The organism is Nonomuraea sp. NPDC003707 (assembly GCF_053587055.1).
Map to the genome: position 1 here is coordinate 1 of NZ_JBSFNK010000040.1, position 25,420 is coordinate 25,420.

Annotated in this window: 23 protein-coding genes; 16 read left to right on the forward strand and 7 right to left on the reverse strand. The window is 72.2% G+C overall.

Going from position 1 to position 25,420, the window contains the following annotated elements:
- The first annotated feature begins 180 nt into the window (after positions 1–180).
- Both ACWDRB_RS55665 and ACWDRB_RS55670 read left to right on the forward strand, forming a co-directional pair.
- On the forward strand, positions 181–1,623 hold the full coding sequence (locus ACWDRB_RS55665) for an MFS transporter (RefSeq protein WP_449908876.1): 1,443 nt from the start codon (positions 181–183) through the stop codon (positions 1,621–1,623).
- 11 nt (positions 1,624–1,634) lie between these two features.
- On the forward strand, positions 1,635–3,056 hold the full coding sequence (locus ACWDRB_RS55670; RefSeq protein ID WP_449908879.1) for a serine hydrolase domain-containing protein: 1,422 nt from the start codon (positions 1,635–1,637) through the stop codon (positions 3,054–3,056).
- 106 nt (positions 3,057–3,162) lie between these two features.
- Here the strand turns inward: ACWDRB_RS55670 and ACWDRB_RS55675 are convergent, their stop codons facing one another.
- The 4 genes from ACWDRB_RS55675 to pdxR all read right to left on the reverse strand — a co-directional run bounded on the left by ACWDRB_RS55675 (position 3,163) and on the right by pdxR (position 7,461).
- Entirely contained in the window at positions 3,163–3,972 is an 810-nt protein-coding gene (locus tag ACWDRB_RS55675; protein ID WP_449908881.1) for an N-acetylmuramoyl-L-alanine amidase, read from the reverse strand.
- A 336-nt stretch (positions 3,973–4,308) separates the two neighbouring features.
- Positions 4,309–5,526 carry a winged helix-turn-helix domain-containing protein gene (locus ACWDRB_RS55680; protein ID WP_449908884.1) on the reverse strand — a complete coding sequence of 406 codons (1,218 nt, stop codon included), beginning with the start codon at positions 5,524–5,526 and terminating at the stop codon, positions 4,309–4,311.
- A gap of 40 nt (positions 5,527–5,566) precedes the next feature.
- Entirely contained in the window at positions 5,567–5,998 is a 432-nt protein-coding gene (locus ACWDRB_RS55685; protein ID WP_449908886.1) for a hypothetical protein, read from the reverse strand.
- Between the two features lie 65 nt (positions 5,999–6,063).
- Positions 6,064–7,461 carry a MocR-like pyridoxine biosynthesis transcription factor PdxR gene (pdxR, locus tag ACWDRB_RS55690; protein WP_449908889.1) on the reverse strand — a complete coding sequence of 466 codons (1,398 nt, stop codon included), beginning with the start codon at positions 7,459–7,461 and terminating at the stop codon, positions 6,064–6,066.
- Between the two features lie 124 nt (positions 7,462–7,585).
- On the opposite strand from pdxR, the gene ACWDRB_RS55695 reads away from it, so the two are divergent.
- The 3 genes from ACWDRB_RS55695 to ACWDRB_RS55705 are packed head-to-tail and all read left to right on the forward strand — an operon-like array spanning position 7,586 to position 10,648.
- Positions 7,586–8,464 carry an NAD-dependent epimerase/dehydratase family protein gene (locus tag ACWDRB_RS55695; RefSeq protein ID WP_449908892.1) on the forward strand — a complete coding sequence of 293 codons (879 nt, stop codon included), beginning with the start codon at positions 7,586–7,588 and terminating at the stop codon, positions 8,462–8,464.
- 28 nt (positions 8,465–8,492) lie between these two features.
- Positions 8,493–9,182 (forward strand): alpha-ketoglutarate-dependent dioxygenase AlkB, encoded by a 690-nt coding sequence (locus tag ACWDRB_RS55700; protein WP_449908894.1) that lies wholly within the window; start codon positions 8,493–8,495, stop codon positions 9,180–9,182.
- Positions 9,183–9,196: 14 nt separating this feature from the next.
- Positions 9,197–10,648, forward strand: coding sequence for an AlkA N-terminal domain-containing protein (locus tag ACWDRB_RS55705; protein WP_449908897.1), 1,452 nt, complete (start codon positions 9,197–9,199; stop codon positions 10,646–10,648).
- Here the strand turns inward: ACWDRB_RS55705 and ACWDRB_RS55710 are convergent.
- On the reverse strand, positions 10,645–11,640 hold the full coding sequence (locus ACWDRB_RS55710) for a helix-turn-helix transcriptional regulator (protein WP_363978179.1): 996 nt from the start codon (positions 11,638–11,640) through the stop codon (positions 10,645–10,647). The genes ACWDRB_RS55705 and ACWDRB_RS55710 overlap by 4 nt on opposite strands.
- A 119-nt stretch (positions 11,641–11,759) precedes the next feature.
- On the opposite strand from ACWDRB_RS55710, the gene ACWDRB_RS55715 reads away from it, so the two are divergent.
- The 6 genes from ACWDRB_RS55715 to ACWDRB_RS55740 all read left to right on the forward strand — a co-directional run bounded on the left by ACWDRB_RS55715 (position 11,760) and on the right by ACWDRB_RS55740 (position 17,500).
- Complete coding sequence (locus ACWDRB_RS55715; RefSeq protein ID WP_449908900.1) at positions 11,760–12,872, forward strand: WD40/YVTN/BNR-like repeat-containing protein; 1,113 nt, start codon at positions 11,760–11,762, stop codon at positions 12,870–12,872.
- Positions 12,873–13,118: 246 nt separating this feature from the next.
- Positions 13,119–14,765: a sensor histidine kinase gene (locus ACWDRB_RS55720; protein ID WP_449908903.1), complete on the forward strand. Its 1,647-nt coding sequence runs from the start codon at positions 13,119–13,121 to the stop codon at positions 14,763–14,765.
- A gap of 96 nt (positions 14,766–14,861) precedes the next feature.
- Positions 14,862–15,296, forward strand: a complete 435-nt coding sequence (locus ACWDRB_RS55725; RefSeq protein WP_449908906.1) for a roadblock/LC7 domain-containing protein — start codon at positions 14,862–14,864, stop codon at positions 15,294–15,296.
- On the forward strand, positions 15,293–15,649 hold the full coding sequence (locus tag ACWDRB_RS55730) for a DUF742 domain-containing protein (protein WP_449908908.1): 357 nt from the start codon (positions 15,293–15,295) through the stop codon (positions 15,647–15,649). Before ACWDRB_RS55725 ends, ACWDRB_RS55730 begins: the two co-directional genes overlap by 4 nt.
- On the forward strand, positions 15,630–16,238 hold the full coding sequence (locus ACWDRB_RS55735; protein ID WP_350723419.1) for a GTP-binding protein: 609 nt from the start codon (positions 15,630–15,632) through the stop codon (positions 16,236–16,238). The genes ACWDRB_RS55730 and ACWDRB_RS55735 overlap by 20 nt, the downstream gene beginning before the upstream one ends.
- The gene (locus tag ACWDRB_RS55740; protein WP_397368637.1) at positions 16,235–17,500 is read left to right on the forward strand and encodes a cytochrome P450; all 1,266 of its coding nucleotides are present in this window, start codon (positions 16,235–16,237) and stop codon (positions 17,498–17,500) included. The genes ACWDRB_RS55735 and ACWDRB_RS55740 overlap by 4 nt, the downstream gene beginning before the upstream one ends.
- On the opposite strand, the gene ACWDRB_RS55745 is transcribed toward ACWDRB_RS55740, so the two are convergent.
- The gene (locus ACWDRB_RS55745; protein WP_449908913.1) at positions 17,501–18,850 is read right to left on the reverse strand and encodes an MFS transporter; all 1,350 of its coding nucleotides are present in this window, start codon (positions 18,848–18,850) and stop codon (positions 17,501–17,503) included.
- A gap of 178 nt (positions 18,851–19,028) precedes the next feature.
- On the opposite strand from ACWDRB_RS55745, the gene ACWDRB_RS55750 reads away from it, so the two are divergent.
- The 5 genes from ACWDRB_RS55750 (at position 19,029) to ACWDRB_RS55770 (ending at position 24,514) form a co-directional block, all read left to right on the forward strand.
- Positions 19,029–19,706, forward strand: coding sequence for a GntR family transcriptional regulator (locus ACWDRB_RS55750; protein ID WP_449908915.1), 678 nt, complete (start codon positions 19,029–19,031; stop codon positions 19,704–19,706).
- A 128-nt stretch (positions 19,707–19,834) separates the two neighbouring features.
- Complete coding sequence (locus ACWDRB_RS55755) at positions 19,835–20,719, forward strand: dihydrodipicolinate synthase family protein (protein ID WP_449908918.1); 885 nt, start codon at positions 19,835–19,837, stop codon at positions 20,717–20,719.
- 19 nt (positions 20,720–20,738) lie between these two features.
- Positions 20,739–21,812 (forward strand): exo-alpha-sialidase, encoded by a 1,074-nt coding sequence (locus ACWDRB_RS55760; RefSeq protein ID WP_449908920.1) that lies wholly within the window; start codon positions 20,739–20,741, stop codon positions 21,810–21,812.
- The gene (locus ACWDRB_RS55765; RefSeq protein WP_449908923.1) at positions 21,809–23,449 is read left to right on the forward strand and encodes a hypothetical protein; all 1,641 of its coding nucleotides are present in this window, start codon (positions 21,809–21,811) and stop codon (positions 23,447–23,449) included. Before ACWDRB_RS55760 ends, ACWDRB_RS55765 begins: the two co-directional genes overlap by 4 nt.
- 159 nt (positions 23,450–23,608) lie before the next feature.
- Positions 23,609–24,514 (forward strand): helix-turn-helix domain-containing protein, encoded by a 906-nt coding sequence (locus tag ACWDRB_RS55770; RefSeq protein ID WP_449908926.1) that lies wholly within the window; start codon positions 23,609–23,611, stop codon positions 24,512–24,514.
- A 3-nt stretch (positions 24,515–24,517) separates the two neighbouring features.
- On the opposite strand, the gene ACWDRB_RS55775 is transcribed toward ACWDRB_RS55770, so the two are convergent.
- Positions 24,518–25,336 (reverse strand): SAM-dependent methyltransferase, encoded by an 819-nt coding sequence (locus ACWDRB_RS55775; protein WP_449908928.1) that lies wholly within the window; start codon positions 25,334–25,336, stop codon positions 24,518–24,520.
- Positions 25,337–25,420 lie beyond the last annotated feature (84 nt).

Here is a 25,420-nt window from a genome sequence, read left to right on the forward strand (position 1 = left end):
AAAACACCCACACCCCCCAACCGTAATACCCGCGCTGCTCTTTCGTTTTCTTCGGGTGGCCTGTGGCCCGGGGGCGCGCCGCGCCCGGCGCGCGGGCCCGCCTCGGTTGCGTACGCCACTCCCTTGTGCGTACAGTGTTCGCATAACGAGGACGACGTACTCGCGGTCTGGGAGAGTCTGATGCAAGCACGTGATTCGCGCCGCTGGCTGATCCTGGTGGTGCTGTGTCTCAGCACGCTCGTGCTGGTGATCGACAACATGGTGCTCTCGGTGGCGATCCCGCCGCTGACCGCCGACCTGGGAGCGAGTGCGCAGGACATCCAGTGGATCCTGGACTCGTACATCCTGGTCTTCGCCGGGTTGCTGCTGACGGCGGGCAGCCTGTCCGACCGGTTCGGCAGGCGCAGGGTCATGGTCATCGGGCTGGCCCTGTTCGGGATGGCCTCGCTGGCGGCCGCCTACGCCGCCGATCCGGTGACGCTGATCGCCGCCCGCACGGTGATGGGCATCGGCGGCGCGCTCATCATGCCGAGCACCCTGTCGATCCTGATCACCGTGTTCGACGAGCAGGAGAGGCGCAAGGCGATGGCCGCCTGGAGCGCGGTCGCCATGGTCGGCCTGGTCGGCGGCCCGGTGCTGGGCGGCGCGCTGATCGCCTGGTTCTGGTGGGGCGCCGTCTTCCTGATCAACGTGCCGATCGCGGCGCTGGCCATCGTCGCCTCGCTGGTGCTCATGCCCGAGTCCAAGGGTCCGCAGACCAAGCCCGACCCGATCGGAGCCGTGCTGTCGGTGGCCGGCATGTCGGCGCTGGTCTGGACGATCATCGAGCTGCCGCACGGCCTGTCCGTGCCGGCGCTGGCCGTGGCGGTCGTCGGGCTCGCCGGGTTCGTGATCTGGGAGCTGCGTACGCCGCACCCCATGGTCCCGCTCCGCCTGTTCCGCAACCGCACCTTCAGCGGCGGCAGCTTCTCGCTCACCCTGGTCCAGATCGGCAACGGCGGCCTGCTGCTGGTGCTCACCCAGTACCTGCAGTACGTCCTCGGCTACACGCCCACCGAGTCGGGCCTGGCCTTCATCCCGATGGCCGTCGCCTCCCTGGCCTGCAACACCCTCGGCGCGACCCTCGGCGCGCGGATCGGCAACCGTCGGCTGATCGTCACCGGGTTCGCCGTGAGCGCCGGTGGGTTCGCGCTGCTGAGCACCCTTGACACGTCGAGCGGCCTGGCCACCGCGGCCGTTTCGCTGCTCCTCATGGGAGCCGGCGGCGGCCTGGCCATGCCCGCCGCTGTCTCCGCCCTCATGGGCACGATCCCGGCCGAGCACGCCGGCGTCGGCTCGGCACTGAACGACACCATCCAGCAGGCCGGCGCCGCCCTCGGCATCGCCGTCCTGGGCAGCGTGCTCGCCAGCGCCTACACCGCGGCCATGCCCGCGACCGCGCCGGCGGCGGCCCGCCTCTCGATCGGGAGCGCGCTCGGCCTCGGCGACGCCGGGATCGCGGCCGCCGCCCGCGACGCCTTCACCACGGCCATGTCGTCCGCCTTCCTCATCAGCGCCGCCGGCGTGGTGGCGGCCGCCGTACTGGCCCTGCTGGTGATGCCCAAGAAGACCGCCTCGATCTAAGGAGAATGATCATGAACCTGAACTGGAACGCCACCGGCGACTGGGGCACGCTGGACTCGACCGGCCGCGGCTTCTACGTCGAGCACTGGCAGCGGCGGCTCGACGAGCTGTGCGCCGCCCACCACGTGCCCGGCGCGACCCTGGCCGTGCTGACCGGCGGGAACATCCACGAGTTGGCCACCGGCGTGCTGAACCGCGCGACCGGCGTGCCGACGACCCCCGACTCGGTGTTCCTGTCCGGCTCGATCGCCAAGGTCCACACCGCGACGCTGGTCATGCGGCTCGTCGGTGAAGGCAGGCTGGACCTGGACGCCCGGGTGGTGGACGTGCTGCCGGAGTTCGCCACTCCCGACGAGGAGGCCACCAAGGTGATCACCGTCCGGCAGCTGCTCAGCCACACCGGCGGGGTCACCAACGACTTCAATCATGACTCGGGCCGGGGCGACGACTGCCTGGCCAAGTACGTCGAGGCGGCCCGGGGCGTGGCCCTGGACTGCCGGCCCGGCACGGCCGTCTCCTACGGCGGCCTCGGCTACGTCGTGCTCGGCCGCCTCGTCGAGGTGCTGACCGGCAAGACCTGGGACGAGGCGCTGCGGGACCTGGTGTTCACGCCGCTCGGGCTCGAACGCTCCATGACGCTGCCGGAGGAGGCGCTCCGGTTCCGCGCGGCGATGAGCCACCTGGGGGAGCCGGGCCAGGACCCCGACCCGGCGCCCGTCTGGGACATGATGCCGCGCTCGGCCGGCCCGTACGGGCGGATCATCACCTCGTCCGGCGACCTCGTCCGCTTCGCTCAGATGCACCTGGCCGGCGGCCTGGCCCCCGACGGCACGCGCGTGATGCCCGCGGACGCGGTGGCGGCCATGCAGCGGCGCGAGGTGGACGTCCCGGACAAGTGGACTGTCAGCGCGGACGGCTGGGGCCTGGGCTGGACTCTTTACGACTGGGACGGCGTTTTCGGCTACGGCCACGACGGCGCCGCCATCGGCCAGTACGCCTACCTGCGTGTCGTCCCGCAGGCCGGCGTGGCCGTCGCGCTCATGACCAACGGGGGCGGGGCCCGGCAGGTGTACGCCGCCCTGTTCCGCGAGCTGCTGGCCGAGCTGGCCGGGGTACGCATGCCGGACCCGTTCGGCCCGCCGGCGGAGCCGATCGCGGTGGACATGACACCGTTCGTGGGCACGTACAAGCGCGAGGGCGTCGTCATCACCGTCAGCCCGAGCCGGATCCGGTACGAGTTCGTCGACGGCATGAAGGACCTGTCGCCGCCGCTGGAGGCAGATCTGACCCCGGTCTCGGAGACGGTGTTCGCGGCCTCGGGCATCGGGGCTTCGTTCAGCGAGGACTACATGCCCGTCGTCTTCTCGACCCTGCCCGACGGGACCCCGGTGTGCTACGTCGGGATGCGAGCCACGCCAAAGGTATCCGGCTGACCGACGGCGGGCGCACCCGCCGCCGGGCCCTGCCGTCAGGACGATTGCCGTGAGGGTCCTGGGCGTCGGGGCCCGGACCGTTGGGTGGGGCAGGGGTGTCGCGGGGTCAGACGCGGAGCAGGGACGGCCAGGTCTTCGGGCCGACGACGCCGTCCGCGCCGATGCCCTCCGCCTGCTGGAAACCGCGGACCAGCTCGACCAGCCCCGGGTCGCAGCGGGTGGACTTGAGCCAGTCCTCCAGCCCCACCTGCGCGTAAGCGGACATGGGGACTCGGCCCCGGGCGAACAGGCAGCCTCTGACGGTCTTGACGTCAAAGCTGTCGTCACCCGGCCGGACCATAGGCAGTTGCTTCACGATCTCCTCCGTCCAGGACGATGGGTCAGGCGCGGGGGCGCCTTGGATGAGGGCGGCGACGGCCGCCCGGAAGTCGTTCATGTCGATGGAGTGCGGGTCAGGCTTGGAGGTGTTGACCTCCCGGTGCGCCTTCACGCGCGAGGCGGGCAGCCCGAACTCGCGGCACAACTCCGCGCACAGCCGGATGTACGCGTCCTTCTGGACGTCGGGCCAGGGCTGGGTGCCGTCGTTCTCCGCCTCGATGCCGAGGGAGGCGGAGTTGGTGTGCATCGTCGACGTCGAAGGGGCGTTGTGCCAGCAACGCCCGGCGGCGATGACGTAGATGTGGCCGGATCTCCCGAGCCCGAACTGGGACAGCGGCCCGTCGAGGCCGGGGCGGCCGTCGCGGACCACCGCGAGCGACGGGTAGTCGCCGCCGCCGGCGGGGCCCGCGGTGTGGTGGCACACGACGCCCTGCACCTGGGGCTGCGGGCCGTGGCCGCGGGTCTGCCACCCGGCCACTTCGGTCACGGGGAATCCTGTGCGGCGGGCGACGTCGGCCAGCTGGGTCAGGTACGGCATAGGGGACCTCCCTCAAGCTTTTCGATGAGTCTCGCAACCGCCGATTAACGAAAAGTAGTCATGAGATTGCTATATGTGATCACAGCAGGGTAAAGGCGTGATCGCCGCGCTGAGCGGGGTTTCGGGGTGACACGGCACCGTCGCGCGGGCGATGGGCTGGGAGACGTCGTCGCTGGTCAGACGTCCTGTGCGGATCCATCGCCGGGGGCTGCGGGCGGTGACGGGGTGGATGACTACGGCTTTCCTGGTGATGCGGGGGCGGATGCTGACGGATCTTTAGCATGCCCTACTTGCCCGCGATCGAGGGAATCGAACGGGGATGCGCGATGCCCCAGCTCAGCCCGAGGCGGCCCGCCAGGGCGCCGGTACGGTGGCCGCGTAGGCGACCTCGCGAGCCCCCGTGAACGCGGCCAGCTCGGTCACCGCCGCCCCGACGGCCCGGACGGAGACCTCGTCGCCCGGGAGGCCGGGCTCCGGGAACAGGCCCTCGATCTCCAGCACCTGCTTGCGCCGGTCGAAGCGGGGCACCAGCCGCCCGATGAGCCGCTCGCCGTGCAGGATCGGCATGATGTAGTAGCCGTAGAGCCGCTTGTGCTTGGGCACGTACATCTCCGTACGGAACTCGAAGCCCCACAGCCGCTCGGTGCGCGCCCGATCGCAGATGAGGTTGTCGAACGGCGACAGCAGCGTGGTGCGCGGCAGCCACTCGCGCTCCAGCAGCCCGAGGACGTCACGGTGCACGTGCCAGCGCTCGGTGCCGCCCTCGACCTCGGCGGGCACCACGCGGCCGGAGCGCTGGAGCTCGTCCAGGACCTCGGGGAGCTCGGGATAGCGGTCGCGGATGAAGTGGCGCTCGATGTCGGCCACCCGGGCCACGCCGAGGGCGCGCAGCGCGTGCTCGGCCGCCAGTGAGACCGCCTCCCGCCGGGGCAGCGGCGTGGCGTCGGCCCAGGCGGGCAGCCAGCGCTCGGCCAGGTCCCAGTGGCGGGTGCGGCCCGCCCGGCCGGCCACCATGATGTTGCCCTGGAACCACAGGAAGTCGAGCATCCGCTCGACGCTGCGGCCGTTGGTCCACCCGCTCGACTGCCAGGGCACGCTCGTGAGGTCGTCGAACGCTCCCGGCGGCAGCGGACCGGCCGTGCGTAAGCGGTCGAGGACGTGCCGCCGCAGCCCGTCGTTGGCCTCCATCCAGCCGCGCACCCGCTGCGCGTGCGGGGACTCGCCCGTCGCATAGCCGCGCATCATGACGTGGTGGATCGGATAGTCCTCCGCCAGCACGATCGACGCGGCGTGCGCCCAGTATTCGAAGAGCCAGCGCTCCTGCCACAGCAGCGTGTCGAGGTCGGCGCGGTCGTAGTCGCCGAGCCTGCTCCAGAGCACCAGGAAGTGGCTGCGGGCCACCGCGTCGATCGGGTCGAGCTGCAGGCACCGTAGCGTGCGCAGCACCTGCCGCAGCCCGTCGAGGCCGCCGCCGGGGCGCGGGCCGGCCAGGTGCTGGCACGTCACTGCCAGGCGTCGCGCGCTCTCCAGGCTGAGGGCCAGCGGGTTCGGCATGCCGGCAGTTTACTCGAAAACACGTTCGTATGAGACGGGTTCAGAGCATCTTCGACAGCGTCTCGGCGCCCACGGCGACCAGCGTCACGGCCACCGAGACCACGGCCACGACGAGGAACGGGACGGCCCTGGAATCGGCCCTGTTCCACGTCGCATATTCCTGCACGAATCTGGAGCAGACCGTGACGCAGCCGATGGCGCCCGTCACGATCACACCGGCGACGCTCGTCCCCCCGATCATGTCGGCGACCAGGAAGAAGTAGATCAGCTCGAAGACGGCCAGCGTGATCGCCGTGACCGGTCCCCACTCCCGCCACACCGAGCGGCGCTGCGCGGCGTCCGCCCTGGCCTGGTGCGCCATCCGCCGGCGCTGCCGCTGGGTCAGGCGCCGGCGCTTCTCCGGAGGCACCGACACGAACCTGCCCGCCTGCCGACGGGCGCGCCTTCTCAGCCGCCGCTCACTCGTGACCATGTCCGCCTTTCCCCCGGGAACCCCGTTCTGATGAGAAAACGAGTCAGGCGAACGCGGGGTTCCGGTCAGAGCCGGCGCAGGCCGCGGATCAGCGCGTCGAGCGCGGCGGGGTAGGAGTGGGCCGGCGGCGTGGCGTACCCGACGACCAGCGACGGCGGGTGCCGGTCGCGGTCGCCGCGCATGTACTCGCCCAGCGGGTGCACGTCGACCGAGGCCGCCCGCGCCGCCTCCACGACGGCCCGCTCCGACGGCGCGGAGGGCAGTTCGAGCAGGGCGTGCAGGCCGGCGTCGATGCCGCGTACCCGGACGTCCGGCAGGCCGGATCGCACGGCGGCGACCAGCGTGTCCCGGCGCCGCTGGTAGCCGCGGCGCATCGTGCGCAGGTGGCGGTCGTAGTCGCCCAGCTCGATCATGCGCGCGAGGGCCAGCTGCTCCAGGGGCCGGGTCTCGCGCGCCCGCCGCTTGGCCTCCGTGAGCGGCTCCAGCAGCAGCGGTGGGCAGGCGATCCAGCCCAGCCGGACGGCGGGGCCGATGGTCTTGCTGGTCGAGCCCGCGTACACGATCCTGGACGGGCGGCGTGACTGGAGCGCGGCGATCGGATGCCGGTCATAGCGAAACTCGCCGTCGTAGTCGTCCTCGACGATCCAGCCGAGGCTGTCGTCCGCCCATTCCAGCAGCTCGGAGCGGCGCTCCGGCGCCATGCTCACACCCAGCGGAAACTGGTGCGCCGGCGTGCAGACGGCCACCTCGGCGCCCGAGTCGCGCAGCGCGTCCACGCGCAGGCCCGCCGCGTCCACGGGGACGGCGGCGACGCGCAGCCGGCCGGCCAGGAGGCGGACGTGGTCGCCGATGGCCGGGTCCTCCATGCCCGCCGTACGCACGCCAAGCTCGGTGAAGACCTCCGCCAGCAGGCCGAGCGCCTGCGTGTACCCGGAGCAGACGATCAGGTTGGCGGGATCGACCCGGACGCCGCGGGTCCGGCCGAGATACGACGCCAGCGCCGTACGCAGCTCGATGCGCCCCCGCGGGTCGCCGAACCCGAACACCTCGGTCGGCGCCTCCCGGAGGACGTGCCGCATCGCCCGGGCCCACGCCTCGCGGGGGAACGCGTACGCGTCCGGCCGCCCGGGCCGCAGGTCGTAGCGCCCCGACGCGGTGGCCTCCGCCGAGCCTGCCGACCTCCCGGAACGAGCCGGGGCCTCCGCGGTGCCCGCCGCCACGCGGGTGCCCGAGCCCTGCCGCGCCGTCAGCCAGCCCTCGGCCACCAGCTGCTCGTACGCCTGCGTCACGGTCCCCCGCGACAGCCCCAGCTGGGAGGCGAGATCGCGGCTCGACGGCAGGCGCGTGCCGGCCACGAGCCGCCCGCCGCGGATCGCGGACCGCAGCGCCTCCTCCAGCGCCCTGCCACGAGAACCCCAGCCGGGCAACTCCAGCAGGAGCTCGGGCCCGAGCGCGTCGGTCATGTAAATGGTCCAATTTTCCGGCCGATGACTGGACCATAATACTGGGACAGTTGTCTCCTAGCCTGGCCGTGCGAGCGTCGATCCGCCCGACCGCCCACGCCGCCCAACGCAAGGAAACCTCCGCATGCACGTCTTCGTCGCCGGTGCCGCCGGCGCCATCGGCCGTTACCTCGTCCCCCTGCTGGTCGAGGCCGGTCACCGCGTCACGGGCAGCTCCCGTACCGACTCCGGCCTCGACCGGCTGCGCGCCCAGGGCGCCGGCGCCGTACGGCTGGACGTCTTCGACGCCGAGGCGGTCGCCCGCGCGGTGGCCGAGGCCGCGCCCGACGCGATCGTCCACCAGCTGACCGCGCTGAACGGCGGCACCCCCGCCGACAACGGCCGCATCCGCAGGATCGGCACCCGCAACCTGGTCGACGCCGCCAAGCGGGCCGGCGTGCGCCGCATCGTCGCCCAGTCCATCGCCTGGGCGTACGAGGCGGGCGACGCCCCGGCCACGGAGGACACGCCGCTGGACGTGACCGCGCCCGCGCCGCGCTCGGGCGTGGTCGGCGGCGTCCGGGCGCTCGAAGAGGCCGTCGCGGAGCTGGACGAGCACGTCGTGCTGCGCTACGGGCTCTTCTACGGACCCGGCACGTGGTACCGGCCCGGCGGCCTCGTGGCGGACGTGCTGCGCAACGGCGGCCCCACCGGCGACCCGGCCTCGGTCTTCCTCAGCGGCCTGGCCGCCGACGCCGCGGTCAGCTCGTTCGTGCACGTCGAGGACGCGGCCGAGGCGACCGTCGCCGCGCTGCGCTGGCCGAGCGGGACCGTCAACATCGTGGACGACGAGCCCGCCCCCGCTCGCGAGTGGCTGCCCGCGCTGGCCGCCGCCGTCGGGGCTCCCGCCCCCGCTCCCACCGACGGGCGGGCCGGCTGGCAGCGCGGCGCCGACAACGGCCTCGCCCGCTCGCTCGGGTGGCGGCCGCGGCATGCCACCTGGCGCACCGGGTTCGGGAGCTAGGCCGGGCCCGGCCAGACGTTGTCCGGATGTGGCCGGACTTGCCCCCGGGCTCGCGCGCACCATGTTGCGGGTACGCGACATCGGGAGGTTCACCTTGCAACCGCCGCTCTTCCTGGAGACGGACCCGGCCGTGGAGGAGCCGGGGTTCGATCCCACGTTCGCCGGCGCGCGCCGCATCCGGCTCGACGCCACCTCATGGGTCGAGCACGTCCCCGGCTGGCTGCGCGGCAGCCGGCACCTGCTCGACTCGCTGCTGGCGAAGGCCGGCTGGGAGCAGCGCGACCGGTGGATGTTCGACAAGAAGTACGTCGAGCCGCGGCTCACCGCCGAGTACACCGACCTGGCCGAGGTGCCCGAGCCCCTGCTCCTCGCGATCACCGCCGCGCTGTCGGAGCATTACGGCGTCCCGTACGACGGGCTCTGGGTGAACCTCTACCGCGACCACCGCGACAGCACCGGGTGGCACGGCGACTGGCAGACGTGCAGGCGCGACGAGTGCGTGGTCCCGGTGCTCAGCCTCGGGGCGACCCGGCGGTTCCTGCTCAAGCCGAGGACCGGCGGGCGCAGCGTCGCGCTGACGCCGGCCGGTGGGGATCTGGTGGTGATGGGCGGGCGCTGCCAGCGCGACTGGCGGCACTGCGTGCCCAAGCAGACGGCTCCGGCCGGGGTCCGGATCAGCGTCAACTTCTCCAGCCGCCTCCAGGCCACGCACGCATGACGTACATCTAGGACATGACCACGTACTCCGCCGTCGTCACCACCGGCATCTACTGCCGGCCTGGTTGCGGAGCCAAGCCGTTGCTCCGCAACACGCGCACGTACGAGCACCCGGCCGCCGCCGAGGCCGCGGGGTTCCGGGCGTGCCTGCGCTGCCGGCCGTACCGGGTGGCGGCCTCGATCGAGGCCGGCGCGCCCGAGCTGGTGTGCCGGGCGTGGCAGCTGATCATCGACGGCGTGCTGGACGGCGGCACCGAGGCGGCGCTGGCGGCGCGCATCGGCATGTCGCCGCGGCACCTGCGCCGGCTGTTCCTCAGGCACCTGGGCGCGACGCCCGACCAGCTCGCGCGTTCGCGGCGGGCGCACTTCGCCCGGCGGCTCCTGGACGACTCCGAGCTGACGGTGCTCGACGTGGCCTTCGCCTCGGGGTTCGGGAGCCTGCGGCAGTTCAACCGGACCATGCGGGAGGTGTTCCGCGCCGCGCCGTCCGACCTGCGCGAGCGGCGGCGGCGCGCCGACCGGCTGGTGGCCGACGGCGGGCTGGTGCTGCGGCTGCCGTTCGTGCCCGGCTACGACTGGGCCGCCGTGCGGGACTTCCTCGCCGTACGGGCCGTGCCGGGGGTCGAGGAGGTGGACGGCGACACCTATCGGCGCACGATCACCGTGGACGGCGCGCCCGGGGTGCTGGAGGTGTCGCCGGGCGGCGAGGGACACCTGCTGCTGCGGGCCCACCTGCCGTACTGGGAGGGGCTGATCCACGTGGTGGGGCAGGTCACGCGGCTGCTCGGCGTGGAGGCCGACCACGGGGCGGGGGTGGCGGCGCTGTCGGCCGATCCGGTGCTCGGACCGCTGGTACGGGCCCGTCCGGGGCTCGCCGTGCCGGGGGCCTGGAGCGCCTTGGAGGTCGGGGTACGGGCCGTGCTCGGGCGCGGCAGGACACCGGGGGAGACGGCGGACCGGCTCGGGGCGCTCGTGGCCACACTGGGGACGAGGGTGCCCGGGCTGCCGGGCGGCCTCACGCACACCTTCCCGGAGGCGACCGCGATCGCGACGGAGGCGTCCGTGACCGCCGCGGAGGCGTCCATGATCGGGGCGGAGGCGACCGCGACCGGGGCGGAGGCGTCCGTGGTCGGGGCGCTCGCCGCCGACGTGGCCGGTGAGCACGAGGCGCTCGGTCACGGCGCGGGCCCGGACACGATGGCGGCCCTGCCGTACGCGGATCGCGATCTACGCCACGACCTGGCCTTCCGGCTCGGGCACCCCGATGCGTTCCCCCTGGCCGACCCCTCTCTCCGCGCCGCACTCGACGATCTCGGCCTCGACCCCGCCGCCTGCCTGGAACGGTGGCGCCCCTGGAGCTCGCTGGCGGCGGCCCACCTGATGGCCCACGGCGACGCCCTCCAGCCCGCGCCCCACCCCCGCGAGCTCGCGCCCCACTCCGCAAGCCCGCGCCCCGCCCCCCGCTAGTCCGCGCCCCACCAGCCGCGGCGGGCGGCGAGCAGCCCGGCCTGGAAGCGGGTGCGCGCGCCGAGCCGGTCCATCAGCTCGCTGACCCGCCGATGCACGGTCCGCAGGCTCACGCCGAGCTGGCGCGCGACCGCCTCGTCCTTGAGCCCGGCCGCGAGCAGCGTGAACAGCTCCGGGTCGGGCAGCTCGGCCGGGCCGGAGGGGAGCGTCGCGAGCGGCTTGGCGGGCAGCGGCAGCGCCGACCGCCACAGGACCTCGAACAGCGTGACCAGCGCGTCGAGCAGCGTCGAGGAGTGCACGATGACCGCGCTGTCGGCGTGCGAGGTCGCGGCCGTGCTCAGCGGCAGGATGGCGGTCCTCCGGTCGGCGATGGCCAGCTTCATGGGGACCTCGGGGCTGATCCTGGCCTGCTCGCCGGCGGCCACGGCCTCCTGGGCGAGGCGCAGCTTGCCGGGGATCTCCAGGGCCGCGGCGTCGTAGATGCCGCGCACCAGGAGGCCGTGCGCGAGGCGGTCCATCTCGGCGACGTTCTGCTGGCCGGGGTCCTGCGCGTACGGCGGCCGGTCCAGCACCAGGAGCTCCTCGGTCGCGGTCTGCTGCAGTTGCGTGAACCGCTGCACCACCGCCGCCTGGCCCTGCACGACCTCGACCAGCTCCTCGGGGGCCTGGTTCTCCGTACGCGGCGTCTCGGCGAGCAGCGCGAGGGCGGCCAGCCGCGCCTGGGCCAGCCCCTCCTCCCGGCGCGAGATCAGGGCGGCCACCGCGACGTCGGGCCGGGTCGGCAGGAACCGGACCGGACGGCCCGCCATGCGGCTGACCAGGCCCAGCGCCTCCAGCCGGGAGCAGGCGCGGCGCAGGGCCACCGTGGTGCGGCCGGTGTGCGCGGCCAGCTCGGGCAGCGTGGCGCGGGGCCGGCGCAGCAGGTCGCGGTAGATCCGCTCGTCCTCGGCGTCCACCCCGACGGCGGCGAGCGCGTTCTCGTCCGTATCCATGATCGGCAAGTGTGTCAGATACCTGCCATGTCACAAACCCGCCCTTCGTCGGCCTAGCCCGTGCACTCCCGTGCCCGATAGGACGGATCCGTAAGTCCGGCCTGTTCGGGGAGGCAGTGTTGAAGAAGGCATTCACCATCGGAGTCGCGACCGCGCTTGTGGTCCTGTCGGCCGCCGGGCCCGCCGCCGCGGACGACGAGCCCTTCGGCCGCTGGCGTCAGCCGGCCTGCGGGACCGTCAACGGCGACGGCTCGGTGACGTACACGCGCAACGACGGCAGGACGATCGCGCCGACCAGCCAGGTGCTGCGGCCGGTCGTCTACACCACCGGGCTCGTCGCCCTCGACCGTCCTGACGAACTGCTCGCCATGTCGAACAACGCGCTGCTGACCTCGCAGGACGCGGGCTGCACCTGGGCGACGGTCGGCAAGGTGAACGGCAGGAACACCGAGCTGGTCGCGGCCCGCGGCGGCCGGGCCTACGCCTGGGACCGCGACGGCAACCTCACCCTCGCCACGTCCGGCGCCCTCACCCAGCTCACCTCACCCGCCGGCGAGGTGGCCGGGCTCGGCGTCGACCGCTACCGCGGCGACCGCCTGCGGGTCTCCGACGGCCGCGGGCAGCTCCACGAGTCGCGGGACGGCGGGCGCACCTGGCGGACCGTCGGGGTGCCCGCCTGGGCGCAGGGCGATCTCGTGCTGGTCTACACGGCGGTGTTCGACCCGTACGACCTGAACCACGTGGTGGTGGGCGGCTCCGACACCGGCGCCCGCGTCACCTTCGACGGCGGCCGGACCTGGACCGCCTCCACCGGCCTGAGCAAGAACGGCGGCAAGGTCAACGTGTTCAGCGCCGCGATCTCCCCGGCCGCCCCCAACGTCGTGTACGCGATGGGCCTCGACATCGGGGAGGCCGACGGGGGCGCGCCGTCCGGCGGGCGGCACATCTACCGCTCGTTCGACGGGGGCCGGCGCTTCGCCCCGGTCGTGGACCACGGCGACGGGGTCACCCTCGCCAACGGCCCGCTGCTCGCGCCCCACCCGACGGACCCGGGGGTGCTGTACTTCGACTTCGGCACGGGATGGGCGGCGACCGGCACCGACATCTACAAGTACGACGCCCGCCGGAACCGGGTCACCGTCAACCACAACGCCTACGACCGGGTCACCTCCATCGCGTTCAACCCGTCGAACCCCGGAGTGATGTACCTGGGGGTCGCCGAGGAGGTCTAGCGACCCGCCCCACCCCGCCGACGCCACCCCTGTCCCCTAAAGGACCCCAGTGGCCAGCTCTCCCAAGGGACCCCGGCCACGTGTGGTGAACGGCTGGGGCCCTGGTCTTGTCCCGGTTGCTGCTGAAGCGAATGGTTAAGGAGCGCTTGTCTGTTCTTGAGATACCCGTGGTGCTACGGTGTGTGCCGTTCCCGATCGCATGCGTGAAAAGGGCACACCACCCCCCGCTCTGAGGACTCCCAGAACATGCAAGCAGACGTACCTCAACGGACGACACAGCGAAGGCTCTCCCCGAAGGAGCTGGCGGTCACTGCCTCCCTGGGCACGTTGATCGTCACCGCCGGTCTGTGGCTGTGGGCGATCCTGGCCGCCCCGGCCGGCGCCATGGGGCTGATGGCGGCCGTCGGCGGAGGCTCGGCCCTGCTGCTGGCCGGCGCCGCCGGCGCGGCCGTGCACTACGCCGCCACCGCCCGCCAGCTGCGCGAGCAGGCCAGGTGGGCGGAGGCGCGCTATCTGTGGCTGCGCCGCGAGAACGCGCGGGTGGCCGAGGAGGCGCTGCCCGCGCTCGGACGCCAGGTACGCGAGGGCGTGCCGCTCGCCGACGCGCTCGCCAGCGTGTCGCGGATCGTGGAGACCTCGGTGCAGCCGCTCGTCCAGGCGATCGGCAGCGAGCTGGACCTGCTCCAGCGCGACCGCGCCGCCGCCCAGAAGGCACGCGCGGTGGCGGAGACCAACGCCCGCGCGGCCCGCCAGGCGATGGAGGACGAGATCTCGCGGCTGTCCGCCGAGACGATGCCGGAGCTCGTACGGCGGATCCGGACGGACCGGATGTCGGTCCGCGCGGCACTGGCCGAAGTGGGCCAGCCCGCGTACGGCCCGCTGCGTGACCTGCTCGGCGAGACGGCGGAGCAGCTCGGCGAGAGTGAGCGCGGGGGCGCCGCGGTCATGGCCGCCTGCGCCGGCGCCGCGGCCCGGGTGCAGGCCCAGGCGACCAGCCTGCTCGCCCAGCTGCGCGGCCTGGAGGAGCAGTACGGCGAGCACGAGGAGATCCTCAGCGACCTGCTCGACCTCGACCACCGGGTCTCCCAGCTCAGCCGCCTGGCCGACAACATCGCCCTGCTGAGCGGCGGCCGGTCCGGGCGGCGGTGGACGCGGCCGATCGTCATGGAGAGCATCCTGCGCGGTGCAATGGGCCGCATCGGCGCCTACCGCCGCATCCGGCTCCATTCCACCAGCACCGTCGCCGTGGCCGGGTACGCCGCGGAAGGCGTGATGCACACGTTGGCCGAGCTGATGGACAACGCCGCCACGTTCTCGGCGCACGGCACGGAGGTGCACGTGTACGCGGACGAGGAGGACGCCGGCGTGGTGATCACGATCGACGACAGCGGCCTCGGCATGCGGCCGCGCGAGCGGCACCACGCGACCAAGCTCGTGTCCGAGCCGCTCGACCTGCGCACGCTCTCCGGCACCAGGCTGGGCCTCGCGGTGGTGGGGCGCCTGGTCGACAAGTACGGCCTCACGGTGAGCTTCCGGCCGTCGGCCCGCGGCGGCACCGGGGTCGTGGTGCTGATCCCGCGCGTACTGATCACGCAGCCCAGTACGGCTGCCGCGCAGCCGCCGGCCGTGCCCGCGCAGGCAGCGCCGCCCACGGAGTCCGTGCCAGCGGAGGAGCATCCGACCGGCGAGGAGCTGCTGCCCAGGCGGCAGCGCGGGCAGACGCTGGCCGAGGCGATGAAGGCGCGGCAGGCGCCGGCGGCCCGGCCGGTGGCGCGCGAGGGGCGCGACTCGGCGGCCAGGTTCGCCGCGTTCCGCCAGGCGGGCGGCCGCAACCGGACAACGTCTCCGCCGGCCGAATCCCCGGCCACTGCTCCAGCCGCGGACGATGCGTGAGCACGCGCCGTCGGTCACCGGAACTTATCGGATCACAGTAAGGAGGCAGGGGCGGCCCCTCCGGCGCCCGCGCCGGACGCCCGCCCCGTCGTTTCGATGAGCACTATCGACGCTGCAGGCACCACCGATCGCGAGCTCGACTGGCTGCTTGAGAACCTCAAGGAGAAGACCCCCGGGGTCAGGTACGTCCTCGTCCTGACCAGGGACGGACTCAAGATGTGCGTTACCGCCGGCCTGGAGCGGGACCGCGCCGACCAGCTCGCGGCCCTGGCCGCGGGCATCCAGAGCCTGTCGCTGAGCGCCTCCGCCGAGTTCGGCGACGGCATCGGCGCGGGGCAGGCGATGGTGGAGTTCGCCGGCGGGCTGCTGCTCATCGTGCCGGCCGGCGAGGGCGCCCACCTCGCCGTGGTGGCCGACGAGGACGGCGATGTGGGCCTGATCGCGCACAACATGAACGAGATGGTCGAGCAGATCGGCGTCTTCCTCTCCGCGGCGCCGCGGAGAGCGCAGCCCAGCGACGATCGCCCATGACGCCGCGCCCGATCGACCGGGAGAACCCGGACCGGCTCTACACGGTCACCGGCGGCCGCACCCGTGCCGACGAGAACGCGTTCGACTCGGTCTCCCTGATCGTCAGCGAGTGCGAGCCGGCCCCCGGCATGCAGTCGGAGCACGTCAGGATCCTCCAGCTGGCCCGGCAGCCGACGGCGGTGGTGGAGATCTCCGCCGAGCTGCGGCTGCCGGTGAGCGTGGTGAAGATCCTGCTGCGCGACCTGCTGGACACCGGCCGCATCACCGTCCGTCACCCGTCGGCCGCCCTCCAGTTCGGGCGGCCGGATCCCGAAACTCTGAGGCAGGTGCTCAGTGCCCTCCAAGACCTCTGACGACGTACGTACACCGCTCCGCGAAACCGCCCTGGACGCACTGAAGATCGTGGTCGTCGGCGGCTTCGGCGTGGGCAAGACGACCATGGTCGGCTCGGTGAGCGAGATCCGCCCGCTGAGCACCGAGGAGGTCATGACCCAGGCCAGCGTGGGCATCGACGACGCCAGCCGGGTGCGGGAGAAGACCACCACCACGGTGGCCTTCGACTTCGGCCGGATCACGGTGACGCCGGACAAGGTCCTGTACCTGTTCGGGGCGCCGGGGCAGGAGCGCTTCTGGTTCGTGTGGGATCAGCTCTTCGCGGGCAGCCTGGGCGCGGTCGTCCTGGTGGACACCAGGCGCGTGGAGGACTCGTGGTACTCCATCGACCGGCTTGAGCACCACCGGATGCCGTTCGTCGTGGCCGTCAACCGCTTCGCAGACGGGCCCTCGCTGGACGCCGTGCGCGACGCGCTCGCGCTGTCGCCCGACGTGCCGCTCATCGAGTGCGACGCGCGGAAGCGGTCCTCGTCCAAGCACGTGCTCATCACGCTCGTGGAGCACATCACCCGTATGAACGCCCGTTCGGCCCCGGAGAGCACGTCGTGACCAACCCACTGCTGGAGGGCTACACCGGCCACGCCGACGCCGTGCGGATGTACGGGCCCGAGGTCTTCGCCGACCCGTCCGCGGTGTACGAGGAGATGCGCCGCAAGCACGGCCCGATCGTGCCGATCCTGCTCGACGACGACGTACCGGCCTGGCTCGTGGCCGGCTACCGCGAGCTGCACCACGTGACCAGCCAGCCGCAGCTCTTCGGCCGCGACCCCAGGCGCTGGAACCTGAAGGACCGGATCCCCGAGGACTGGCCGTCGCGGGCGTACCTGGAGTGGACGCCGTCCCTGATGTTCACCGAGGGCGCCGAGCGCAAGCGGCGCGGCGGCGCCATCGGCGACGCGCTGGACACCATCGACCGCACCGAGCTGACCGCGATCTGCGAGCAGGTCGCCGACCTCCTGATCGACGAGTTCGCCGGGTACGGCCGGGCCGACCTGATCGCCCAGTACGCCTACCGGACCCCGGCCCAGGTCATCGCCCGGCTCTACGGCCTGGCGGAGTCCGAGCTGCCGGAGCTGATCGAGGACCTGGGCTTCATGCTGGACGGCGGCGAGGAGTCCTTCGCCGGGTTCCTCCGCGTCCAGGACCGCATGGGCGGGCTGATGGCCGCCAAGCGCGACCGGCCGGGGCACGACCTCACTTCTTACCTGCTGGCGCACCCGGCCGGGCTGTCCGAGCTGGAGATCATCCAGGACCTGCTGGTGCTGATAGCGGCCTCCCACGCCGCCACCGCCAACTGGATCGGCAACACGCTGCGGCTCATGCTGATCGACGACGACTTCTCGATGACGCTCCAGGGCGGCCGCAGCAGCGTCGGCGAGGCGCTGATCAGGGTGCTGTGGATGGACCCGCCCGTGCAGAACATGCCCTCGCGCTTCGCCGTACGGGACTGCGACCTGGGCGGGAAGCGCGTGCGCAGGGGCGATCTGTTGCTGCTCGGGTTCGCGGCGGCCAACGCCGATCCGCAGGTGCGGCCGGCCGCGCACGCCCATTCGGGCGCCAACCGGGCGCACATGTCGTTCAGCCACGGCGAGTACGGCTGCCCGTTTCCCGCGCCGGAGCTCGGGGAGATCATCGTCAAGACGGCCATCGAGGTGCTGCTGGACCGGCTGCCCGACGTTCACCTCCTCGGGGAGCCGGAGGAGCTGCGCTGGCGGGCGTCGGTGTGGATGCGTGGCCTGGAGGCCCTGCCCGTCGGGTTCAGCCCGACCGGCCCCGTCGGTCAGGGGCCGGTCGAGGACTGGAGGATGTGATCAGCGGACGGTCTCGCCCGTGGCGCTGAGGTCGCGGCGGAAGGACTCCGGCGCCTTCCACACCGCGAACATGGTGATCAGGGCGCCGAGCATGACGTACCCGGCGACCAGCGGCCAGCGGGCGCCGTCCGCGCCGGCCAGGGCGGTGGCGACGAACGGGGTCAGGCCGCCCGCGAAGATGGAGGCGATCTCGCGGCCGGCCGCGGCGCCGGTGTAGCGGCGCTCGGCGGGGAACAGCTCGGCGAAGAACGCGGGCTGGATGGCGTTGATGGCGTTGTGCCCGAGGTTCAGCACCAGCACGTAACCGAGCACGATCAGCACCATCGACCCGCTGCGCAGCATCGCGAAGAACGGGAAGGCCATCACGAACACCACGACCGCGCCGAAGAAGTAGACCGGACGCCGCCCGATCCTGTCGGAGATCGCGGAGAACACGCCGTGGCTGATGAAGGAGAGCACGGCGGCGATGAGGATCGCGTTGTTCAGCTGGCTCTTCTCCAGGCCGAGCGCGCTGCTGCCGTAGGACAGCGCGAACACCGTGAGCAGGAAGTACGGCAGCGCCTCGGCGAAGCGGAGGCCGATGATCAGCAGCAGGTTGCGCCAGTCGTCCACGAAGATCGTACGGATCGGGCCGTGCTTGGGCCGCTCGGCCTCCACCGCGCCCGCCTCACCCTCCTTGTCACCGGCCACGGCCTCGGTGAAGACGGGGGTCTCGTGCAGGCTGCGCCGCATCCAGAACGTCACGATGAGGACGACGGCCGACAGCAGGAACGGGATCCGCCATCCCCAGCTCAGCAACTGATCGTTGGGGAGCGTGTAGATGTAGGCGAAGACCCCGGTGATGAGGATCTGCGCGGAGAAGCCGCCGGTGTTGGGCCAGGCGCTGAAGAAGCCGCGGCGGTTCGGCGGCGCTGACTCCAAGACGATGATCATGGAGCCGCCCCACTCACCGCCGACCGCGAACCCCTGCATCAGCCGCAGCACCACCAGCAGGATCGGGGCCCACATCCCGATCGTCCCGTAGCTCGGCAGCAGGCCGATGAGGATGGTGCTGAGGCCCATCACGACGAGCGTGACCATCAGGGTGGACTTGCGGCCGTGCCGGTCGCCCCGGCTGCCGAAGAAGAGGCCGCCCAGGGGTCTGGCGAGGAAGCCGACGGCGAACGTGCCGAAGGCGGACAGCGTGGCCACGAAGCCGCTGGCGTCGGGGAAGAAGACTTTGGGGAAGACGACGGCGGCCGCCGTCCCGTAGACGAGGAAGTCGTAGTACTCCAGCGTGTTGCCGAGGAAGCTGGATGCCGTGACCTTCCAGGTGTAGCGAAGATCGGGCTTCGGAAGGGTCGCGACCATGGCGCCTCCCTTTCTGCTGGCGGCTTCGATGTTTCCGCAGTGGTTCAGTTGTCGCACACTATTACTTGGAAGACGGTTAACCGTCAACGGTCATCCGTTAACGTTGACCGTATGGAGTTGTGCGGGATAGTCTCCGTTCGGCGAAGAACCTTCGGGCGGGAAGACGAGAGGAGAGCTGGTGACGATCACCAATCCGCTGCGTAATCCACCGCTCGGTGATCAGTTGCTCATCCAGCTCCGCTCGCTCATCGTGCGTGGCGAGCTGATCGTGGGGACGCACCTGGTCGAGGGCCGGATCGCGGAGCAGTTCGGGGTGAGTCGCGGGCCGGTCCGCGACGCGCTTCGCCAGCTGGAGATCGAAGGGCTGGTCGAGACGCGCAAGCGGGGGGTCTTCGTCCGCGGGTTGTCCGACAAAGATCTCCAGGAGCTTTACTCGCTGCGCGGCGCTCTGGAGAGCCTGGCCATCAAGGAGACCATCGCCCGCCTCGACGCCGCCGACTGGACCTCGATCGACGAGGCCGTCGAGCAGATGCGGGCCGCCGCGGACGACCGCGACGCCGCCAAGTTCGCCGCCGCGGACCTCGACTTCCACAGCGGCTTCTACGTGATCGGCGACAACCGCTGGCTCACCGCCACGTGGGCGCTGCACCGGCCGCTGTTCGCGGCGGTGCTGGAGATCACCAACACCGCCCGTGACCTGGTCCCCGTCGCGCAGGACCACGCCGATCTGCGGGACGTCGTCCGCTCGGGCGACGTCGACGCCGCGCTCGTCGCGCTCGTGTCGCACCTCGACGGCTCCTGCGACCGGATCCGCGCGACGCTGATCGAGCGGGAGCGCACCCAGCCCGCCCTCTAGCCTCCTCGTCCCACCGCCCGCGCCGGACCTTCCAGGGGTCCGGGGCCCTCCTTCGCCTGCCATCCCTCAACGAGCTGAGGCCCGCCGCGCCTCGACAACGAAAACCACTGACGAACCGAGGCCTTGCCATGCCAGAAAACACCCGGCGCCGCGCCGAGATCCTCTCCGCCGTCCCGACCTTCTTCGACGAGGCGGGCGAGCTCGACCACGCCACCGCCAAGGCGCACTTCACGGATCTCGCGAGTCGCGTCGACGGTGTCTTCGTGTGCGGCACCACCGGCGAGTTCCCGGCGCTGGACCGGGCCGAGCGCCGGGCGGTGACCGAGATCGCGCTGGCCGTGTTCGGTCCCGACCGAGTCGTGGTGCACGTCGGCGCCGCGGCCACCCGGGAGGCGGTGGCGCTGACCCGCGACGCCGTCGCGATGGGGGCGCGCAGGCTGGCCACGCTGACCCCGTACTACCTGCCCGCCGACAACGGCGCCGTGCTGCGGCACTTCGCCGCGGTGACGACGGCGGCCGGTCCGGCCGCCGTCTACGGCTACCTGTTCAGCGAGCGCTCCGGCGTGGTCGTCGAGCCCGCGGACTTCGCCGCGATGGCCGCCGAGACCGGGCTGGCCGGGGCCAAGCTGAGCGGTCTGGCCGCCGACCGGTTCGCCGAGTACCGCGCGGCGCTGCCCGCCTCGGCCGGGCTGTGGTCGGGCTCGGACACCAGGCTCGCCGAGGTCGTCCGCGGCGGCGGCAACGGGGTCGTCTCGGGTCTCTCGTCGGCCTTCCCGGACCCGTTCGCGCGGCTCGCCGACGCCGTGGCCGCCGGGGACGCCGAAGCGGAACGTTCCACGCAGGCTCGGGTGGACGAGGTGCTGGCCGCGCTCGGCGGCACCGTGGAGGGCATCAAGCTGGCGCTGAGCCTCCTGGGCCGCGGTACGGGCGCCCTCCGCATGCCGGCCCCCGAGATCGGCCCGGAGCAGCGGCAGCGCATCGCGCGGCTGGCCGAGACCGCCCAAGCACGATGATCACGGCGCGGGTGACCAGATGAGCGAGGCCGAGCGGATCCACCGGGAGTTCGTGACCGTCGACGACCCCCGCTGGACGCAGTGCCACGCGTCCACGCTCGCGGTGGCGGACGGCACTCCCGTCGTCGCGTGGTTCGCGGGCACCAGGGAGGGCACGCCCGACAACCGCATCCGCATCGCCCGCGGCGGCGAGGTGCGCACCCTGGAGACGGGCCGGGACGTCGCCCACTGGAATCCGGTGCTGGCGACCGGCCCCGACGGCGCCCTGTGGCTGTTCTGCAAGGCCGGTGCGCGCATCTCCGAGTGGATCACGCTGGTCACCCGCTCGCACGACGGCGGAGTCACGTGGGAGCCGGTACGCGAGCTCGTCCCGGGAGACCGGTCCGGCGGCCGCGGCCCCGTCAAGAACCCGCCGCTGCTCGCTCCCGGGGGCGGCCCCTGGCTGGCGCCCGGCTCGACGGAGCGGTGGGGCGAGCCGCCCCGGTGGGACCCGTTCGTGGACGTCTCCGACGACGGCGGGCTGAGCTGGACGCATGCCTCGATCCCCGTGGACCACGACGCGCTCACCGGCGCCGGGCACATCCAGCCCGCGCTGTGGTGGGGTGCGAGCGGCCCGGTCGCGTTGATGCGCAGCACCGAGGGGCGGGCGTACCGCTCGACCTCCCCCGACGGCGGACGCACCTGGACGCCCGCCGAGCCCACGGGCCTGCCGAACAACAACAGCGGCCTCACGGTGGTCGCGCTGCCGTCCGGGCGGGTGGCCTGCGTGCACAACCCGGCCGCCGAGTCGTGGGGCAGCCGCTGCCCGCTCGTCGTCTCGCTGTCGGACGACGACGGGCTGACCTGGCACGCCGGTCCGACCCTGGACGACGGCGTGCTCTCCATAGACCCGGCCGTGCTCCGGCTGCCGCCGGCCGGCGCCGCCGCCCCGGGGTTCGCGCCCGGTGACGACGGCGTCGTGACCAGCGGCGTCGCCGAATACAGCTATCCCTTCGCCGTCGTCACCCCCGACGACCTCCTCGTCACCTACACCTGGCAGCGCAGGGGCATCGTCCTCGCCCGGCTGCCCCTCGCAGATCTGGAGCAGCCATGACCGGCCCGTACCGTATGCCCGTTCCCCGCGCGGAGCAGCCCGTCGCGCCGCGCACCGCGTACCTGATCGCCAGCGGAGACCTGCGCCTGTCGGCCAACGTCGCCGGCTGGGCCGCCCAGGAGAGCCTGGAGAAGGCCGTCTCGGCGGCGTTCGGCGACCTCGGCTGGACGGTGGTCCGCGCGCACGAGGTGGATCCCGCCAAGGGGCACGGCTTCATCGACAGCCAGCGGATGGGCCTGGAGGTCTTCAAGGCCATCCCCGCCGACGCGCCGCTGATCGTCGCCGAGGCCGTGTGGCAGTACAGCCACCACGTGCTGGCCGGGCTCCGCACCCACCGGGGCCCGATCCTCACCGTCGCCAACTTCGACGGCACCTGGCCCGGCCTGGTCGGCCTGCTCGGGCTCAACGCCGGCCTGACCAAGATGGGCCGCGCGTACTCGACGATCTGGTCCGTCGACTTCACCGACCGCTACTTCCTGGACGGCCTCGCGAGCTGGGTGCGGACCGGCCACATCGCGCACGACTCCTCGCACGTCCGCCCGCTGCCCCCGCTGCCGCCCGGCCCGGAGTCCGGGCTCGGCCTCGCGCTGGCCGAGGAGCTGCTGCGCGACAAGGCCATCATCGGCGTGTTCGACGAGGGCTGCATGGGCATGTACAACGCGATCATCGACGACGAGCTGCTCAACCCCCTCGGGATCTACAAGGAGCGGCTGTCGCAGAGCGCCCTGTACGCCGAGATGCTCAAGGTGCCGGACGCCGAGGCGGCGGCCGTGCGCGCGTGGCTCGACGCCGCCGGGATGCGCTTCGCCACCGGCGCCGACGAGGCCACGGAGCTCACCGACCGGCAGCTGGGCGAGCAGTTCAAGATGTACGTCGCCGCGCTGCGGATCGCCGACGACTTCGGCCTCGACGCCATCGGGATCCAGTACCAGCAGGGCCTGAAGGACCTGACCCCGGCCTCCGACCTGGCGGAGGGCCTGCTCAACAACGTCGTACGCCCGCCGGTGACCAGCCGCGACGGCGCCCGCGTGCTCTACGACGGCGCCCCGCTGCCGCACTTCAACGAGGCGGACGAGGGCGTGGCCGTGGACGCGCTGGTGACCAACCGGGTGTGGACCGCCATGGGCCTCGACCCCGCGACCACGCTGCACGACGTGCGCTGGGGCGAGCAGTACGGCGACGACTTCGTCTGGGTCTACGAGATCTCCGGCTCCGTGCCGCCGTCCCACCTGACCGGCGGGTACGCGGGCGCGGTGAGCTGGCGGCAGAACCCGATGTACTTCCCCGCCGGCGGCGGCACCATCAAGGGCGTGAGCAAGCCGGGCGAGATCGTCTGGTCCCGGCTCTACATCGCCGACGCCCGGCTCCAGCTCGACCTCGGCCGCGCCTCCGTCGTGGAGCTGCCGGAGGAGGAGACCGAGCGGCGGTGGGCGGCCACCAACCCCGAGTGGCCGATCGCGCACGTCGTGCACCACGGGGTCGACCGCGACCAGTTCATGGCCCGCCACAAGGCCAACCACGTCCAGGTCGCCTACGCTCCCGACGCCGCCACGGCCGACAAGGCGCTGGTGGCGAAGGCGGCGTTCTTCCAGCGGCTCGGTGTGGAGGTGCACGTGTGCGGGGACGTCGCCGTCTGAGGCGTACCCGGCCATGAGGGCGGTCCCGCTCGCACCCGGACGAGCCGGGCCGCCGCACCACGCCTCCGGCGACACAAGGAAATATCCGCTCTGTCGCGACTCCCGTGGCAATATTGACGGCGGGACCGGACTGTGGCGAGTTGCCGATTGAGGATATGGATGTCGACTGCTCACGGCATGGGTGACCTGGCGGAAACGCTCGGTGGTGATGCCGCCCACTCCGGGCCGACCGCGCTGCGTATTCTCGTGGGTGCGCAATTGCGACGGCTGCGCGAGACCGCCGGGATCTCCCGGGAGGACGCCGGCTACGCCATCCGCAGCTCACACTCCAAGATCAGCCGCATGGAGGGCGGGCGCACGAGCTTCAAGCCGCGTGACGTCACCGACCTGCTCATCATGTACGGCGTCGCCGACGAGGCCGAGCGCGCGGCCCTGCTCGCCCTGGCCAAGCAGGCCAACGAGCCCAGCTGGTGGCACGACTACCGCGACGTGATCCCCGACTGGTTCGAGGCGTACCTGGGGCTGGAGCAGGACGCCTCGCTGATCCGCGTCCACGAGATGCAGTTCGTGCCCGGCCTGCTGCAGACCGAGGACTACGCCCGCGCGATCTTCACCATGGGCAACAAGGGCGAGTCCGAGGAGCGGATCGAGCGCCGGGTCGAGGTGCGGATGCGCCGCCGGCTCATCCTCGAGCCGCCCACGCCGCGCAAGCTCTGGGTGGTGCTGGACGAGGCGGTGCTCCGGCACCAGGTCGGCAGCCCCGCGATCATGCGCGGACAGCTCGAACACCTCGGCCGGATGGCCGCGCGGCCTCACATCACCGTGCAGGTGGTCCCGTTCGGCTGCGGCTGGGCCATGGGCGGCGTCGGCCCCGTCACCATCCTGCGCTTCCCGCAGTTCGAGCTGCACGACGTCGTCTACCTCGAGCAGCTGACCAACGCCCAGTACCTCACCAAGAGGGCGGACGTCCTGCCGTACCAGAGGCTGATGGACGAGCTCGGCGTGCACGCCTCGCCCCCGACCGCCACCCCGGCGCTCCTGCGCGAGATCATCGCTGAGCTCTGACCGTCACGGCTTGCGCGCGACCCCGCAGAACGCGTCGACCTCCGGCGGCAGCCCGAACACGTCGGACTCCACCTGCCAGCGGGAGACGGACACGATGCCCGGCTCCACCAGCTCCAGCCCGTCGAAGAACCGCGCGATCTCCTCGGGAGTCCGCAGCCGGTACTCGTAGACCTCGCCCTTGTCGCGCAGCCGCTCGGCCTCCGCGGCGGCGTCGGGCTTGACGATGTTCGTGCCGTCCTCGAACACCAGGTAGCTGCCCGAGGGCAGCGCGCCGAGCAGGTGCTCGACCAGCCGGTACGCCGCGTCGTCGTCGAAGACCGTGCCCATCACGCCGAGGAGCATGAGCGCGGTCGGGCGGCTCAGGTCGAGTGTCTTGGAGGCGAACTCCAGGATGGTGCCGGGGTCGCGGACGTCGGCCTCGATGTAGTCGCAGGCGCCGCGGGGGTCGCTGGTGAGCAGGGCTTGCGCGTGCACCAGGACGAGAGGGTCGTTGTCCACGTACACCACCCGGCTGGTGGGATCCACCCGTTGTGCCACCTCGTGGGTGTGATCAACGGTCGGCAAGCCCGTACCGATGTCCAAGAACTGCCTGATTCCTACCGTTCCGGCGAGATATCGAACGGAACGTCCCAAGAAGACACGGGAATGGCGGGCGATGTCCTCCATGCCCGGATAGATGTCCCGGAGTTTCTCGGCCAGTTGGCGGTCGGCCGGATAGTTGTCCTTTCCACCCAGCCAAAAGTTCCAGACCCTGGCCTGATGCGGCTTGCTGGTGTCGATCCTGGAGAGGAGTGCGGGATCCAGGGGTGAATGATCTGTCACGAGAGCTTCACCTCATATGTCGCATCTGCGGTTTTTGCCTTTTCTACCAGGTCTTCATGAACCTGTGGGGGCGGGTGGCCGTAC

Coding starts and splice junctions, on each gene's coding strand:
- ACWDRB_RS55665 (WP_449908876.1), top strand. CDS start 181: ATGCAAGCACGTGATTCGCGCCGCTGGCTGATCCTGGTGGTGCTGTGT.
- ACWDRB_RS55670 (WP_449908879.1), top strand. CDS start 1,635: ATGAACCTGAACTGGAACGCCACCGGCGACTGGGGCACGCTGGACTCG.
- ACWDRB_RS55675 (WP_449908881.1), bottom strand. CDS start 3,972: ATGCCGTACCTGACCCAGCTGGCCGACGTCGCCCGCCGCACAGGATTC.
- ACWDRB_RS55680 (WP_449908884.1), bottom strand. CDS start 5,526: ATGCCGAACCCGCTGGCCCTCAGCCTGGAGAGCGCGCGACGCCTGGCA.
- ACWDRB_RS55685 (WP_449908886.1), bottom strand. CDS start 5,998: ATGGTCACGAGTGAGCGGCGGCTGAGAAGGCGCGCCCGTCGGCAGGCG.
- pdxR (WP_449908889.1), bottom strand. CDS start 7,461: ATGACCGACGCGCTCGGGCCCGAGCTCCTGCTGGAGTTGCCCGGCTGG.
- ACWDRB_RS55695 (WP_449908892.1), top strand. CDS start 7,586: ATGCACGTCTTCGTCGCCGGTGCCGCCGGCGCCATCGGCCGTTACCTC.
- ACWDRB_RS55705 (WP_449908897.1), top strand. CDS start 9,197: ATGACCACGTACTCCGCCGTCGTCACCACCGGCATCTACTGCCGGCCT.
- ACWDRB_RS55710 (WP_363978179.1), bottom strand. CDS start 11,640: ATGGATACGGACGAGAACGCGCTCGCCGCCGTCGGGGTGGACGCCGAG.
- ACWDRB_RS55720 (WP_449908903.1), top strand. CDS start 13,119: ATGCAAGCAGACGTACCTCAACGGACGACACAGCGAAGGCTCTCCCCG.
- ACWDRB_RS55725 (WP_449908906.1), top strand. CDS start 14,862: ATGAGCACTATCGACGCTGCAGGCACCACCGATCGCGAGCTCGACTGG.
- ACWDRB_RS55730 (WP_449908908.1), top strand. CDS start 15,293: ATGACGCCGCGCCCGATCGACCGGGAGAACCCGGACCGGCTCTACACG.
- ACWDRB_RS55745 (WP_449908913.1), bottom strand. CDS start 18,850: ATGGTCGCGACCCTTCCGAAGCCCGATCTTCGCTACACCTGGAAGGTC.
- ACWDRB_RS55755 (WP_449908918.1), top strand. CDS start 19,835: ATGCCAGAAAACACCCGGCGCCGCGCCGAGATCCTCTCCGCCGTCCCG.
- ACWDRB_RS55760 (WP_449908920.1), top strand. CDS start 20,739: ATGAGCGAGGCCGAGCGGATCCACCGGGAGTTCGTGACCGTCGACGAC.
- ACWDRB_RS55765 (WP_449908923.1), top strand. CDS start 21,809: ATGACCGGCCCGTACCGTATGCCCGTTCCCCGCGCGGAGCAGCCCGTC.
- ACWDRB_RS55770 (WP_449908926.1), top strand. CDS start 23,609: ATGTCGACTGCTCACGGCATGGGTGACCTGGCGGAAACGCTCGGTGGT.